General features: G+C 56.8%; 13 protein-coding genes. 3 read left to right on the top strand and 10 right to left on the bottom strand.

Translation table 11 applies throughout. The features are described 5' to 3' along the window. Positions 1–97: 97 nt before the first annotated feature. Positions 98–2,107: a bifunctional tRNA (5-methylaminomethyl-2-thiouridine)(34)-methyltransferase MnmC2/FAD-dependent 5-carboxymethylaminomethyl-2-thiouridine(34) oxidoreductase MnmC1 gene (gene mnmC / locus KUE00_RS03095; RefSeq protein WP_246758015.1), complete on the top strand. Its 2,010-nt coding sequence runs from the start codon at positions 98–100 to the stop codon at positions 2,105–2,107. Between the two features lie 194 nt (positions 2,108–2,301). Here mnmC and KUE00_RS03100 read toward each other — a convergent pair whose 3' ends face one another. From KUE00_RS03100 to prmB, 6 genes are all read right to left on the bottom strand, one after another. After that, positions 2,302–2,583: a YfcL family protein gene (locus KUE00_RS03100; protein ID WP_246758016.1), complete on the bottom strand. Its 282-nt coding sequence runs from the start codon at positions 2,581–2,583 to the stop codon at positions 2,302–2,304. A gap of 18 nt (positions 2,584–2,601) precedes the next feature. Then, entirely contained in the window at positions 2,602–3,144 is a 543-nt protein-coding gene (locus KUE00_RS03105; RefSeq protein ID WP_246758017.1) for an elongation factor P hydroxylase, read from the bottom strand. Positions 3,145–3,214: 70 nt separating this feature from the next. Further along, positions 3,215–4,021 carry a sulfite exporter TauE/SafE family protein gene (locus KUE00_RS03110; protein ID WP_246758018.1) on the bottom strand — a complete coding sequence of 269 codons (807 nt, stop codon included), beginning with the start codon at positions 4,019–4,021 and terminating at the stop codon, positions 3,215–3,217. Positions 4,022–4,029: 8 nt separating this feature from the next. Further along, on the bottom strand, positions 4,030–4,851 hold the full coding sequence (mepA, locus tag KUE00_RS03115; protein WP_246758019.1) for a penicillin-insensitive murein endopeptidase: 822 nt from the start codon (positions 4,849–4,851) through the stop codon (positions 4,030–4,032). A gap of 4 nt (positions 4,852–4,855) precedes the next feature. Further along, positions 4,856–5,941 carry a chorismate synthase gene (gene aroC / locus KUE00_RS03120; RefSeq protein ID WP_246758020.1) on the bottom strand — a complete coding sequence of 362 codons (1,086 nt, stop codon included), beginning with the start codon at positions 5,939–5,941 and terminating at the stop codon, positions 4,856–4,858. 12 nt (positions 5,942–5,953) lie between these two features. Then, the gene (gene prmB, locus KUE00_RS03125; RefSeq protein ID WP_246758021.1) at positions 5,954–6,886 is read right to left on the bottom strand and encodes a 50S ribosomal protein L3 N(5)-glutamine methyltransferase; all 933 of its coding nucleotides are present in this window, start codon (positions 6,884–6,886) and stop codon (positions 5,954–5,956) included. 173 nt (positions 6,887–7,059) lie between these two features. On the opposite strand from prmB, the gene smrB reads away from it, so the two are divergent. Beyond that, positions 7,060–7,611: an endonuclease SmrB gene (gene smrB / locus KUE00_RS03130; protein ID WP_246758022.1), complete on the top strand. Its 552-nt coding sequence runs from the start codon at positions 7,060–7,062 to the stop codon at positions 7,609–7,611. A gap of 29 nt (positions 7,612–7,640) precedes the next feature. On the opposite strand, the gene sixA is transcribed toward smrB, so the two are convergent. The 4 genes from sixA to KUE00_RS03150 all read right to left on the bottom strand — a co-directional run bounded on the left by sixA (position 7,641) and on the right by KUE00_RS03150 (position 12,212). Next, positions 7,641–8,123: a phosphohistidine phosphatase SixA gene (gene sixA, locus KUE00_RS03135; protein WP_246758023.1), complete on the bottom strand. Its 483-nt coding sequence runs from the start codon at positions 8,121–8,123 to the stop codon at positions 7,641–7,643. Positions 8,124–8,294: 171 nt separating this feature from the next. Beyond that, the gene (fadJ, locus tag KUE00_RS03140; RefSeq protein WP_246758024.1) at positions 8,295–10,442 is read right to left on the bottom strand and encodes a fatty acid oxidation complex subunit alpha FadJ; all 2,148 of its coding nucleotides are present in this window, start codon (positions 10,440–10,442) and stop codon (positions 8,295–8,297) included. Then, positions 10,439–11,749, bottom strand: coding sequence for an acetyl-CoA C-acyltransferase FadI (fadI, locus tag KUE00_RS03145; RefSeq protein ID WP_246758025.1), 1,311 nt, complete (start codon positions 11,747–11,749; stop codon positions 10,439–10,441). Before fadI ends, fadJ begins: the two co-directional genes overlap by 4 nt. 166 nt (positions 11,750–11,915) lie before the next feature. Next, positions 11,916–12,212 (bottom strand): YfcZ/YiiS family protein, encoded by a 297-nt coding sequence (locus tag KUE00_RS03150; RefSeq protein WP_246758026.1) that lies wholly within the window; start codon positions 12,210–12,212, stop codon positions 11,916–11,918. 363 nt (positions 12,213–12,575) lie between these two features. Here KUE00_RS03150 and fadL point away from each other — a divergent pair, with 363 nt between their 5' ends. Beyond that, positions 12,576–13,859 carry a long-chain fatty acid transporter FadL gene (fadL, locus tag KUE00_RS03155; protein ID WP_246758027.1) on the top strand — a complete coding sequence of 428 codons (1,284 nt, stop codon included), beginning with the start codon at positions 12,576–12,578 and terminating at the stop codon, positions 13,857–13,859. Positions 13,860–13,910 lie beyond the last annotated feature (51 nt).

Here is a 13,910-nt window from a genome sequence, read left to right on the forward strand (position 1 = left end):
GCCGAACAAGTCCGATCTGCTTTTAACTTTTGTAAATTTGCGTGGTCGCACCCCGGCGGTTACAATCGCAACACCGTAAGATAATAGAGCTTTTGCCTTGAACAACGCCCCGATTGAGCATGCAAAACTAAGCTGGAACGAACAGGGTACACCTGTATCCCGAACCTTCGGCGACGTCTATTTTTCCAATGAAAATGGCCTGGAAGAAACGCGTTACGTCTTCCTGGGCGGCAACCGGCTGCCCGAGCGTTTTGCACAGCATTCCCGGGCGCTGTTTATCGCGGCGGAAACCGGTTTTGGCACCGGCCTGAATTTTTTGACGCTCTGGCAGACCTTCGACCGGTTCCGCGCCGAACAGCCACAGGCCAGCCTGCAACGCCTGCACTTTATCAGCTGTGAAAAGTATCCGCTCAGCAAGGAAGATCTGGCCAGCGCGCAGCAGCGCTGGCCAGAACTCGCCGACTACGCCGTCGCGCTGCGCGAGCAGTGGCCCGCCGCCCTGCCCGGCTGCCATCGCCTGCTGCTGGACAACGGGCGTGTCACCCTCGACCTGTGGTTCGGCGATATCAACCAGCTGATCCATACCTTTGACGACAGCCTTAACCAGCAGGTTGACGCGTGGTTTCTGGATGGGTTTGCCCCGTCTAAGAATCCCGATATGTGGACGCCAGAACTGTTTGCCTGTATGGCAAAAACGGCACGTCAGGGCGGCACGCTGGCGACGTTTACCTGTGCAGGATTTGTCCGTCGTGGTCTACAGGAAGCGGGATTTACCGTCAGCAAGCGCAAAGGTTTTGGCCCTAAACGCCACATGCTTTGCGGAGTGCTTGAGCAGGCAATCGCCACACCCGCCGCCGCGCCATGGTATTGCCGTCCGCCAGCGCAAGGTGAGGATATTGCGTTAATCGGTGGCGGTATCGCCAGCGCGCTGCTGGCGCTCGCCCTTCTGCGGCGCGGTAAAAAAGTGACGCTTTACAGCGCAGACGCCGAGTCGGCTCAGGGCGCATCCGGCAATCGTCAGGGCGCGCTTTATCCGCTATTGAACCATCACGATCCGGCGCTGGGCCGCTTTTTCCCTGCCGCTTTTACCTTTGCCCGCCGCGTCTATGACAGCTTGCCGGTCAGTTTCGATCGTGACTGGTGCGGCGTTATGCAGCTTGGCTGGGATGAAAAAAGCGCGGAAAAAATCGCTAAAATGCTGACGATGAACCTGCCGGACGAGATTGCTTATGCCGTAGAGGTTCAGGAAGCGGAAGCACTGTGCGGCGTAGAAACCGGCTGCGCAGGGATAACTTATCCGGCTGGCGGCTGGCTCTCTCCCGCGCAGCTAACACCCGCATTATTTGCGCTGGCGCAGCGGCAAGGGCTGGTCGTTCACTGGCAGCATAAGCTAACGGAACTGACTGCCACAGAAGCGGGCTGGCAGCTGAATTTTGTTGAGAAACCGGCGCAAACTCACCGCAACGTGGTGCTGGCGACCGGCCATGCGCTGACGGACTTTGCGCAAAGTGAAAAGCTACCCGCGTACGCCGTTAGCGGCCAGGTCAGCCATATCCCCACGACGCCAGCGCTGAGCCAGCTTAAACAGGTGCTTTGCTATGACGGCTACCTGACGCCGGTTAATCCGCAAAACCAGCATCACTGCATTGGCGCCAGCTACCATCGTACCGACAGCAATACGGCCTATCGCGAAGAAGATCAGCAGGAAAACCGCGAGCGGCTGATCCGCTGTCTGCCCGATGCCGACTGGCCGCGGGAAGTAGACGTCAGTGAAGGAAGCGCCCGTAGCGGCGTACGCTGTGCCACGCGCGACCATCTGCCGATGATTGGGCCGCTGCCGGACTACCAGCAGACGCTGGAGCAGTACGCAACCCTGTCGCAGAACAAAGCCAATGCAAAAGATGCGCCGCTCCACAACGGCCTTTTTGTGCTGGGGGCGCTAGGCTCCCGAGGATTATGCAGCGGCCCGCTGGCGGCAGAAGCGCTGGCGGCGCAGTTGTGTGGCGAACCCGTTCCGCTGGACAGGGAAACGCTGGCGGCCACGCACCCTAATCGCTACTGGGTAAGAAAGCTGTTGAAGGGTAAGGCGGTAAAAAAAACGGACTAACCGGCCGGTTGACGATAGCTGTCCGCCAGATATCTTCCCTGCCGCTTTTAGTATGTTGTAATTAAATTGCCGGTAATGAAAATGGGTGCACCCTGCGATGCGCCCATTCAAACCGCTAACAGCTTAGTCTACCCGCTTCAGCCTGTAGCCCGTAGCCTGTAGCCCGTAGCCCGTAGCCCGTAGCCCGCACTTAATCAGGAAGGATGACGCGCCGTCATAAAAAGGTTGTCCCACATGCCCAGCACCAGCGCCTGATCGCGTGGCGAAAGCTCACCGGCGTGAATGGCCGTTTCCAGACTGTTTAATACCTGGATTTGCAGCGCTTCCGGCGTGTGCTCGCCTTTCTGTTCAATTTCCGCCACGGCCAGCGTCAGGTGCCCGCGCAAATAGCCGCTGGCAAAAAGTTCATCGTCGCTGGCGCTCTCTACCATGTTATCGATCAGGGCCAGAATGCGCGCTTCAAATTCGTCAATCATAAAATCCTCTTTTGCTGGTCAGAGATCGTCCGGCCAGGGAAACTGCGCTGCGGTCAGCGGCGGTGTTGAATAATAACGGCCCAGTTCAGCGATAAAACGGGCTGGCCGTGGCGGAATTCCCTTTTCCAGATGAACCATGACCTGCGCGTGTACCTTGCGCTGGAACGCAATGCGATCCGGCTCGAAGTCGCCATTGAGATTGTCACAACTTACGTTGAAGGGAAAGCCCGCCGCCATACAAAACATCCATTCCAGCGCCTGCGGCCTGACCTCCACCGCTTCAAACTGGCCTTGCGTCATGGCGTCCCGTCCGTCCGGACAGTACCAGTAGCCAAAATCCACCAGCTTGCGCCGCTCTGCGCCAGCGATGCACCAGTGGGAAATTTCATGCAGCGCGCTGGCGTAATAGCCATGGGCGAAGACGATGCGGTGATAAGGCACTTCGCCATCGGCGGGCAGGTAGATCGGTTCATCGTCTCCCTTGACCAGGCGCGTCTGAAAATCGGCAAAAAAGCAGCGGTCGAAAATCTCAATCAGCTGCGTGTAATCGTGAGCACTCATTGTTTATCTTCTGCAAAAATATTACGCCGTACGGCGCGTCAGGTTCCCTAAAGAGCAGCCTTTATGCCGCTCAGCCCAGCAGATGGCGAAACCACGCGGCGATCTCCGCGCCGTGGCTGTCATACAGCAATTTTGCGCTCATCACGATGGAAACCGTAACCACCATCGGACGAATCAGCTTTTGTCCCCGGCTAAGCACCAGCCGCGCGCCCAGCCGTGCGCCGCAGATAGCGCCAATCAGCATAACCAGGCCCGTGCCCCACACCACTTTGCCGCCAAAAATAAAAAACAGCAGGCCGCCGAGGTTTGAGGTGAAGTTCAGTACCTTGGCATGCGCGGTTGATTTCGCCAGGTTAAAACCGCACAGCGTCACAAAGGCCAGCGCGTAAAACGAACCGGCCCCCGGGCCAAAAAAGCCGTCATAAAAACCGACGCAGCCACCAGCGACCAGCGCAAACGGCAGGCCGTAAAGGCGGCGATGCCTGTCCTCTTCGCCAATCTTTGGCATCAGCAGAAAGTAGAGGCCAATGGAGATGATCAGCAGCGGCAGGATCTGACGCAGCACGCCGGGCTGGATATGCTGGATAGCTATCGCCCCCGTAATCGAGCCGATAAAAGCCATCGCAATATTCAGCCGCTGCGCTTTTAAATCCACTGCTTTGCGGCGAATAAAATAGAGGCTGGCGGAGAACGAGCCCCCTACCGACTGTAGCTTATTCGTGGCCAGCACCTGCGCCGGAGAAAGCCCGGCAGCCAGCAGCGCGGGAACGGTCAACAGGCCGCCGCCCCCGGCGATAGAGTCGATAAACGCGGCCAGCACGGCAACGCAAAACAGCACCCCAAGCAGAAGCGGGCTAACAGCAAACCAGTGGTCCATTCTTGTCCCTAAAGCAGATGTTTATCCAGCAGCGCCTGGCAGGAAGGCGGCAGCGGCGGCGGTTCACGTTTAACCGGCGCGCCGGAAGGTTTCGGCGGCGCAAACCAGCTTTGCAGCTCTGCGCCGCAGCCGTCGCCCGGCGGTGGCGCAGGCTGATCCTGACACTCCATGCTGTTAGCAGGACAGCGCAGGCGAACATGCATATGCGCGCGATGGCCAAACCAGGGACGCACTTTACGTAACCAGTCGCGATCACTACCGGCGTCGGCGCAAAGCTGCTTTTTAATTGCCGGATTGACGAAGATGCGCGTGACGTCATCATCTTTCGCCGCCAGCTTAATCAGGCTGTCGATTTCCGGCTGCCAGTGACGCGCCACCACGCTTTTACCGTCCGCGGCCACCAGATCCAGCGGCTGCGGCTTTAACAGCATTTGCGAGCTCCAGCGCGTTTTTGGCAACTGCAGCCAGATATCCACATCCAGCCCGGTTTGATGGCTGGCGTGGCCGCTGCTGAAGCGTCCGCCCGCCGCCATGCCCATATCGCCAATCAGTACTTCGCCCAGCTGTAAATTATGTACCTGAGTGCTGAGACGCTGGATAAAGAGGATGAGATCGGGATGGCCGTAAAAACGACGCTGATCCTGGCGCATCACCTGATAAGCGGCATCGTTAAGCGGCAGCTCATGTGCGCCAACAATACAGCCGTTGGCGAAAGAACCGATCGACTGTGGCGCGCCGCTAACCGGCTGCCGGATGGATTGCCAGGGCGTTGCGGCCAGCGAGGAAAAGCTGAGCAGCAGGCCGCAAAATGCGAACAGCGTCTTTTTCATAGCGTTACCAGCGAGGAATAGCCGTGTTGACGTCCGCGTTCTGACCGCGATGACGCAGTAAATGATCCATTAAAACGATCGCCATCATCGCTTCCGCGATCGGCACTGCGCGGATCCCTACGCAAGGATCGTGACGGCCTTTGGTGATCATTTCCGTCTCTTCGCCCGTACGGGTAATGGTTTTGCCCGGCACGGTGATGCTGGAGGTTGGCTTCATCGCCAGCGTGGCCAGAATCGGCTGGCCGCTGCTGATGCCGCCCAGAATGCCGCCCGCGTGGTTGCTCTGAAAACCATCCGCGCGAATTTCATCACGGTGTTCACTGCCGCGCTGGTTGACGACGGCAAAGCCATCGCCAATTTCCACGCCTTTCACCGCATTGATGCTCATTAAAGCATGCGCCAGATCGGCGTCCAGACGATCGAAAACCGGCTCGCCCAGGCCAACCGGCACGTTTTCCGCCATGACGGAAACCTTCGCGCCGATGGAGTCGCCCTCTTTTTTCAGCGCGCGCATCAGTTCGTCCAGCGCCTCAATTTTTGCGGGATCGGGACAGAAAAATGGGTTCTGCTCAACCTGATCCCAGTCTTTCAGTTCGCAGGCCACGTCGCCAATCTGCGCCAGATAGCCGCGAATTTTTACGCCGTGCTTCAACGCCAGATACTTTTTGGCGATGGCGCCAGCGGCCACGCGCATGGCGGTTTCGCGCGCGGAAGAACGGCCGCCACCACGATAGTCGCGCAGGCCATATTTTTGCTCATAGGTGTAGTCAGCGTGGCCAGGGCGGAACACATCTTTGATGGCACCGTAATCCTGTGAACGCTGGTCGGTGTTTTCAATCAGCAAACCAATGCTGGTGCCGGTCGTTACGCCTTCAAATACGCCGGACAGAATTTTTACCTGATCCGGTTCGCGGCGCTGCGTGGTGTAGCGCGACGTGCCCGGGCGGCGGCGATCCAGATCGTGCTGCAAATCAGCCTCCGTCAGCGGAATGCCCGGCGGCACGCCGTCAACGATGCAGCCTAACGCCAGCCCGTGCGATTCGCCAAAGGTGGTGACGCGAAACAGTTGTCCAATAGTATTACCAGCCATCAAAACTCCTGGTTAGTCTTTATAAATCGAAAAGTGGTGCTGCGCGTCGACGATCTGCTGACGAGTCAGCATAAATACGCCGTCGCCGCCGTTATCGAACTCCAGCCAGGTAAAAGGTACGTCAGGATACTGTTCCATCATGTGCACCATGCTGTTGCCTACTTCGCACACCAGCACGCCCTCTTCGCTCAGGTAGTCCGGCGCGCAGGCCAGAATGCGGCGCGCCAGCTTCAGGCCATCACGGCCAGCAGCCAGACCCAGCTCGGGCTCGTGGTGATATTCGTCAGGCAGGTCGCCCATATCCTCTTCATCAACGTAAGGCGGGTTGGTGACGATAAGATCGTAAGGCGTTGCCGGCAGCTCGCGGAACAGGTCAGCGCGGATTGGCGTCACGTTGTGCTCCATACCGTGCGCGGCAATATTCTGTTCGGCAACGGCCAGCGCATCCGTAGAGATATCCACCGCGTCAACTTCCGCTTCCGGGAAGGCGTAAGCGCAGGCGATAGCGATGCAGCCGCTGCCGGTGCACATATCCAGGATATGTTTTGGCTCGTGCGGGATTAAACCGGCAAAGCGTTCGTTAATCAGTTCACCAACGGGCGAGCGCGGCACCAGCACGCGCTCGTCCACGTAAAATTCATGGCCGCAGAACCAGGCTTTATTGGTCATATAGGCAACGGGAAGGCGTTCGTTGATACGGCGGATCACACGCTCAACAATGCGATGGCGCTCGCTGGAGGTCAGACGCGCGTTGCGCATATCTTCCGGAATATCCAGCGGCAGGTACAGCGTCGGCAGCACCAGCTGAACGGCTTCGTCCCAGGGGTTATCGGTGCCGTGACCGTACCAGATGTCGGCGGCCGCAAAACGGCTGACCGACCAGCGAAGCATATCCTGGATGGTGTGCAGCTCACTGACTGCCTCATCAACGAAAATTTTGTCCAAAGTGCCCTCCACAGGCCAAACTCAACTCGGCAGCTAGTTTGCCATGAAGCTGACGAGAATCCAGCGCGCAGGCATGAAAAAGCTGACATTTGTTTATTTGCAGGGAACAGACCGGGTAAACTGGCATAAATATTGTTAAAAATTCCGGCCGTTTCGCGCCGCCTGAGGATCAGATGAGTAAAAAACAGCCCCTGAGCGCCGAAGATGAAGCGCTGTTTCGCGGATTGATGAGCGGCACGCGCCAGCTGAATCAGGATACTATCGTCCATAAGCCGATCAGAAAAAAGCTGTCGCAGGTGCCGCAAAAACGCCTGCTGTCAGAGCAGATGGACAACAGCCACTATTTTTCCGATGAGTTTCAGCCACTTCTGGCAGAGGATGGCCCGGTACGCTACGTCAGAAGCGACGTCAGCCACTACGAGCTGAAAAAACTCAGACGAGGCGACTATACGCCGGAAATTTTTCTGGATTTGCACGGCCTGACGCAAAAGCAGGCGAAAGAGGAGCTGGGCGCGCTGATCGCGGCCTGTCGGCGCGAGCATATTTTTTGCGCCAGCGTGATGCACGGTCACGGCAAGCATATTTTAAAGCAGCAGACGCCGCTGTGGCTGGCACAGCATCCCGTGGTGATGGCTTTCCATCAGGCACCAAAGCTATTCGGCGGCGATGCCGCGCTGCTGGTGCTGATTGAGGTAGAAGAGTGGCAGCCGCCTGAGCTGCCATAGACGAGGCCGGAAAAACCGGCCCGGGCGCACTACATGGCTTTCGCGAGACGTGAAGGACTGATCTGCCACTGTAGCTTGCCGCAGCCGCTTTCACTGTCCAGCGTAACGCTGGCAATGGCGGAGGTGGCAAACATCGGCGGCGCTTCCTGCGGACAGAGTTCCGACACCAGATACCCCACCAGAGGCAGATGGGAGATCACCAGCACGGATTTCACCCCTTCCTTCGCCAGCGCCTGCAAATAACAGGCAACCAGGCCAGGATCGCCACCCGGCGTTAGCTCCGGCAACACTTCCTGCTCCGCAGGCAGGATCAGCGCTTCCCGCACCGTGGTCAGCGTCTGTTCAGCCCGCAAATAAGGACTGACCAATACCCTTTCGATATCTACCGTCTGGCCATTCAGCCAGCCAGCCATCTGGCGTGACTCATCGCAGCCGCAATGGGTCAAAGGTCGTACCGCATCACTGGCTGCATCCAGTGCCGCATCGCCGTGACGCATAATGAAAACTTGCATATTGCACCGCTGTTATTAACGATAAACGCCGGAAAAACGAGCTTCTCCGACTCTTCACTCTGTGAATGAACGCTGTGTTGTACCTTAATGCCGGAAGACAAGTCAACCGATTGTTTACTAAATAACCGACCGTTGACCGGACATTAAATAGCCGTTTTACTTACTGCCAATCTAACCCGTTGAATCAGGATGGTTATCCACTTTAGCTACCGATTTGTAAAAGGTTTCTCCTGTTTCCGCCATTTTTTGTAAGCGTTCGCAAGGTAAAAAACGCGGGCCGCAGACGTGGGCCAGCTGCTCTAGCTGCGCCACCATTTTCCCTGCGCCCAGTGCATCCATATAGCGGAACGGGCCGCCCAAAAACGGGGGAAAGCCTATGCCAAATACCGCGCCAATATCGCCGTCGCGCGCGCAACGAATAACTCCTTCATCGAAAGTTCTCGCCGCTTCGTTCAGCAGCATCATCACGCAGCGCTGAGCGATAATTTCTGCGCTTCGCTGCGCTTTTGGGTGAACGTTCAGGAGTTTATAGATCGTAGCATCTGGCTGCTTTTTACCCCCTGATTTTTTGCGGTAAAGGTAAAAGCCCCGTTCGTTTTTACGTCCTTTGCGGTTGTCGTTCAGGATAGCATCCAGCGCGGCGGGTGCTTTAAAGCGTTCGCCCCAGGCTTGTTCCAGAACGGGAATAATATGCGCGCCCGTATCGATGCCAACCTCATCCAGTAGCTGCACCGGCCCAACCGGAAAGCCAAAGCCAACCAGCGCGCCGTCGATATTCTCTATCGGCTCGCCTTCCAGCAGGCAGCGTAGCGCTTCGTTAATGTAAGGTGTCAGAATGCGGTTAACGTAGAATCCGGCGCGGTCGGCCACCACAATCGGCGTTTTACCCTGTTTTTTTGCCAGCTCAACCGTCGTGGCGATAGTTTGCGCGCTGGTTTTTGCATGAGGAATGACTTCCACCAGCGGCATTTTATCGACCGGGCTGAAAAAATGCAGGCCGATAATATTTTCCGGCCGACGGGCATGCGCTGCGATGTCGCTAATCGGCAGAGAAGAGGTGTTGGAAGCGAAAATCGTCTCGGGAAGGCAGTTGGCTTCAACTTCTGCCACCATCTTTTGCTTGAGGAAAAGATCTTCAAATACCGCCTCAATGACAACGTCGCGCCGGCGGAAGCCCTGATAGTCCAGGCTGCCGCTAATCAGGGCCATTTTACGCTGCCGTTCCGCTGTGGTGATATGACGGCGCACGACCTTCCTGTTAAGGAGATCCCAGCTGTATTTCATCGCATGGTTAATCCCCTCCGGCCTGATATCTTTAATACGCACCGGCAATCCGGCGCGGCTGGCGGTCACGTAAGCGATACCGCCGCCCATCAGCCCACCTCCCAGTACGCCTACAGAGCTTAGCCGACGCGGTTCGGCTTCTGCGCCGCGATCTTTCTTCATTTCGGTGGTAGCAAAAAAGATGCCGCGCAGCGCCACGGATTCCGGCGACATCGCCAGTTCGCCAAAGGCTTTCGCCTCTGCGGCATAGCCCGCGCTGCGTCCCTGCTGCAAACCGATATGAATTACCGAAAGGATCTTACGGACAGCGGGATAGTTGCCGTGGGATTTTGCCTCTGTCCGCCTGGTCGCCAGCTTAAATAACAGCGATCTTCCGGCGCGCCCGTTAAGCAGACGTTCACCCAGCGGCAGCGTTTTACGCGGTCGCCGGCCTTTCAGCACCATTTTCACTGCCGTTTCCAGCAAAATGGTTTCCGGCACGGCCGCTTCCACCAGACCAAGCTTTACAGCCTGCTTTGCACGTAGCGTTTTGCCGGTCAGGATCATATCCAGCGCGCGTGAAGCACCAATCAGACGAGGCAGCCGCTGCGTGCCGCCTGAGCCTGGCAATAGCCCCAGCTGCACTTCCGGCAGGCCGAGGCGGGTTTTGTCGTCCAGCGAGCAGATGCGCTGATGGCAGGCCAGCGCCAGCTCTAGTCCGCCGCCCAGGCAGGCTCCATGAATGGCGGCGATAACGGGAATCGGCAGCGCGGCAATCTCCGCCATCACTTTCTGTCCCTGGCGCGCCAGCGCTGCCGCCTCTTCGGCCGAGCGGCAGGCGGCAATCATCGTAATATCCGCACCGGCGATAAAAGAGTCCGGCTTACCGGAAATCAACACCAGCCCAAGCAGTTGTGTATGACTACGGGCCTCGACGAGAATTTTGCGGATCTCTTCGACAAATTCCGCCTTCAGCGTATTCACTTTTTCGCCCGGCACGTCCAGGGTAATAACGCCTACGTTGTCTGGCCGCAGGCTGAAGGTAAATGCCGTCACTCTTCCACCTCCAGAACCATAGCCGCGCCTAATCCCCCCGCCGCGCAGGCGGTGACCAGCCCCAGACCGCCGCCGCGACGGCGCAGTTCATGGAGCGTTTGAGTAATCATGCGGGCACCGGTAGCAGCAAAAGGATGGCCATAAGCGATAGAACCACCCAGTACGTTAAATTTCTCGTCATCTACTTCGCCCAGCGCGCGTGGCCGGTTCAGCACCTCGCGGGCAAACCTCTCATCGGCAAACATTTTCAGGTTTGCCAGCGTCTGGGCTGCAAAAGCTTCATGCATATCGATAAGCGTCAAATCCTGTAAGGTAATGCCCGCACGATCGAGCGCCAGCGGCGATGCCCATGCCGGGCCAAGCAGCATGTCCTGCCAGACATCAATAGCGGTAAAAGCGTAGCTGCGCAGATAGCCAAGCGGCACGATGCCCAGCTCTTTGGCTCTGGCTTCGGTCATCAGGATAACGGCAGCCGCACCGTCGGTCAGCGGCGTACTGTTGGCGGCGGTGACCGTACCGTGTTGGCGGTCAAAAGCGGGACGCAGCCTGCTGTAATCTTTCAGGCTGGAATGCAGGCGAACGTTGTTATCCTGCTGGAGCGGATTACGCCACGGCGGCGCATAAGCGGTCATCACTTCCCGCGTCAGTTTGCCCTCCTCCCAGGCTTTAGCGGCACGCAGATGCGAACGGTGCGCCAGCGCATCCTGCTGCTCGCGGGTAATATGATGGCTTTTTGCCATCTGCTCCGCCGTATCGCCCATTCGTAAGCCGGTTGAATACTCCGCCACGGCAGGCGGCACGGGCAACAGGTCGCGCGGGCGAAGCTGGCTGAATAACCTGAGCTTTTGCGGCCACTTTTTAGCTTTATTAAGATCCACCAGCACGCGGCTCAAATTTTTATTGACGCCAATGGGCAGAATGGAGCAGGAGTCGGCACCGCCAGCGATACCGGCCTGAATCGTACCCGCCAGCAGGCTTTCGGCGACGTTGGCGACGGCCTGAAAGCTGGTGGCGCAGGCGCGGCTGACGCTATAGGCGTCGGTGTGCACGCTTAAAGCGCTGCCCAGCACGATTTCGCGCGCGATATTCGGCGCTTCTGGCGTTTGCACAACCTGACCAAACACCAGCTGTTCTATGATTTCAGGCGGTATCTCGCTGCGTATCAGCAGTTCATTGACCACCATCCGGCCGAGTTCGACGGCGGGAAGAGTTTGCAACGCCGTAGCCTGACGAGCGAAAGGCGTGCGTAAACCATGCGTTATCGCTATGCGTTGGCCCTGACGCGCTGGCAAAGGGAGCGCTTTCATTGATCACCTGTAAAAATCGGCGGCATCACTGCCAAAAGAGGTCAGACCTGCTTATTGTTAACCATATTTTTACATTTTGCCTAAAAAGAGGCGGGAAAAGTGCGAGGGGAACCACGGTTTGGGGAACAATGAGCGGGCCTTAGCCCACTCATTGCCTAGCAGCAGGCTAGCGCAAACCCAGCTGAAAGATCATCGTTTCTGCCTGACAGCTAAAGGTAAAATCAGCGTCAAGCCGCACCCCTTCCGGCAATGTTTCAAAGCGCGCGCTGATGTCGCACGGCTCTGATTCGACCTGGCGGGCTTTGTCGCTCAGCTGCTGTAAACCGGCTTCCGCCTGCTGGCGATTTTCATATACCCGGCTCCAGGAAGCCGTACAGTCGGTGTTATCCATAATGGTGCCAACATCAACACAGCAGCAGGCCGCGGTTTCGCTGGCGCTACATTTATTTATGGCGTGGGTCATAAGATTCTCCGGTTGGCTTCAGCGTTATGCGCTGGCTTAAAATCAGACGGCTTATTTTACCGCTGCCTTTTTTCCCTGTCTGGCAATTGAGTGAATAAGCGCGCTTAACTAACGAAAATCGGCGTTAAATTTGATCTAAAACAGGCTAGACTCACTGCGCGCTGCCGTTACCGTCAGGTTTTTGTTAAGCAGATCGCTTTTTGTAGATCAATTCAGAAATATTTATTAAACAATATTGCAACATCAGTGCGGGACGGACCTATACTGGGGCCACTGGTCTGATTAGTTAGCCGTCTTTCAGCCCTTTGTGAGCCGTTGCCAAGGTAACGGCCTTAATAAAAATCAGATAAAGAGGTTGTGGTCATGAACCATAAAAACCTGTTTGCGAAGTCTTCCCTCGCAGTCGCAGTGGCCATTGTTTCTTCTCACGCTTTCGCAGCCGGCTTTCAACTTAATGAATTTTCCGCCGCTGGCCTGGGCCGTGCCTATTCCGGCGAAGGCGCGATGGGCGATACCGCCGCATCAGCCAGCCGCAATCCGGCTACCATGGCATTGATGGACCGCCCTATGTTTTCCGTCGGTGCCGTGTTTATCGATCCCGGCGTGAATATTGACGGCACCAGCAGCACGGGCCAGAGCCTGAATGCCAATAACATTGCGCCGACCCAGTGGGTGCCTAATATTCATTATGTACAGCCGCTTAACGACCAGTGGTGGCTTGGCGCTTCTGCTACCTCCAATTATGGGCTGGCGACGGAATTTAGTGATGACTACACTGCCGGGCCCTATGCCGGTAAAACAGATTTGCAGACCGTTAATTTTAACTTAAGTACGGCATATCGGCTTAACCAGAACTTTAGCTTTGGCCTGGGTTTTGACGCCGTCTACGCGCGCGCGAAAATTGAGCGCTATGCAGGCGAAGCGGGCAGCGCGCTGGGCTTTCCTGCCGACACGCAAATTGCCCATCTGAAAGGCGATGAGTGGGGCTACGGCTGGAACGCCGGCATTCTGTATGAAGTGGATAAGAACAACCGCTTCGGCTTTACCTATCGTTCAGAAGTGAAAGTTGATTTTGACGGCGATTATAAGAGCAGTATTCCGGGCTATATCAACCCGCTGAATCAGGCGCTTAACCTGGGATTACCGTACGGCACCGGCGGTTCAACTATTCCGGGCGCGCTGACGCTGGATCTGCCTGAAATGTGGGAAATCTCCGGCTATCACAAAGTCGCGCCGCAGTGGGCCGTGCACTACAGCATGACCTATACCAGCTGGAGCCAGTTCCAACAGCTGAAAGCGACCGGCAGCAGCGGCCAGACGCTGTTTTACAAAGACGAAAGCTATAAAGATGCTTACCGTATCGCGCTGGGCACCTCTTATTTCTATGACGATAACTGGACCTTCCGCGCCGGTATCGCCTTTGATGACAGCCCGGTTCCAGCCGATAAACGCTCGATTTCCATTCCTGACCAGGACCGCCTGTGGCTAAGCACCGGTGCCTCTTACGCCTTTAATCAGGACGCCTCGGTGGACGTTGGCCTCTCTTATATGCATGGTCAGCACGTGACTATTGAAGAAGGCCCTTATACTTTCCATTCAACCGGTAAAGCCTGGCTTTACGGCGCGAACTTTAACTATAAGTTCTGACGGTAAGCTATTTTGAGACTATAAAAAAACACCGCCGGGGCGGTGTTTTTT

This window comes from Erwinia phyllosphaerae (genome assembly GCF_019132875.1).
Taxonomy (GTDB): domain Bacteria; phylum Pseudomonadota; class Gammaproteobacteria; order Enterobacterales; family Enterobacteriaceae; genus Erwinia; species Erwinia phyllosphaerae.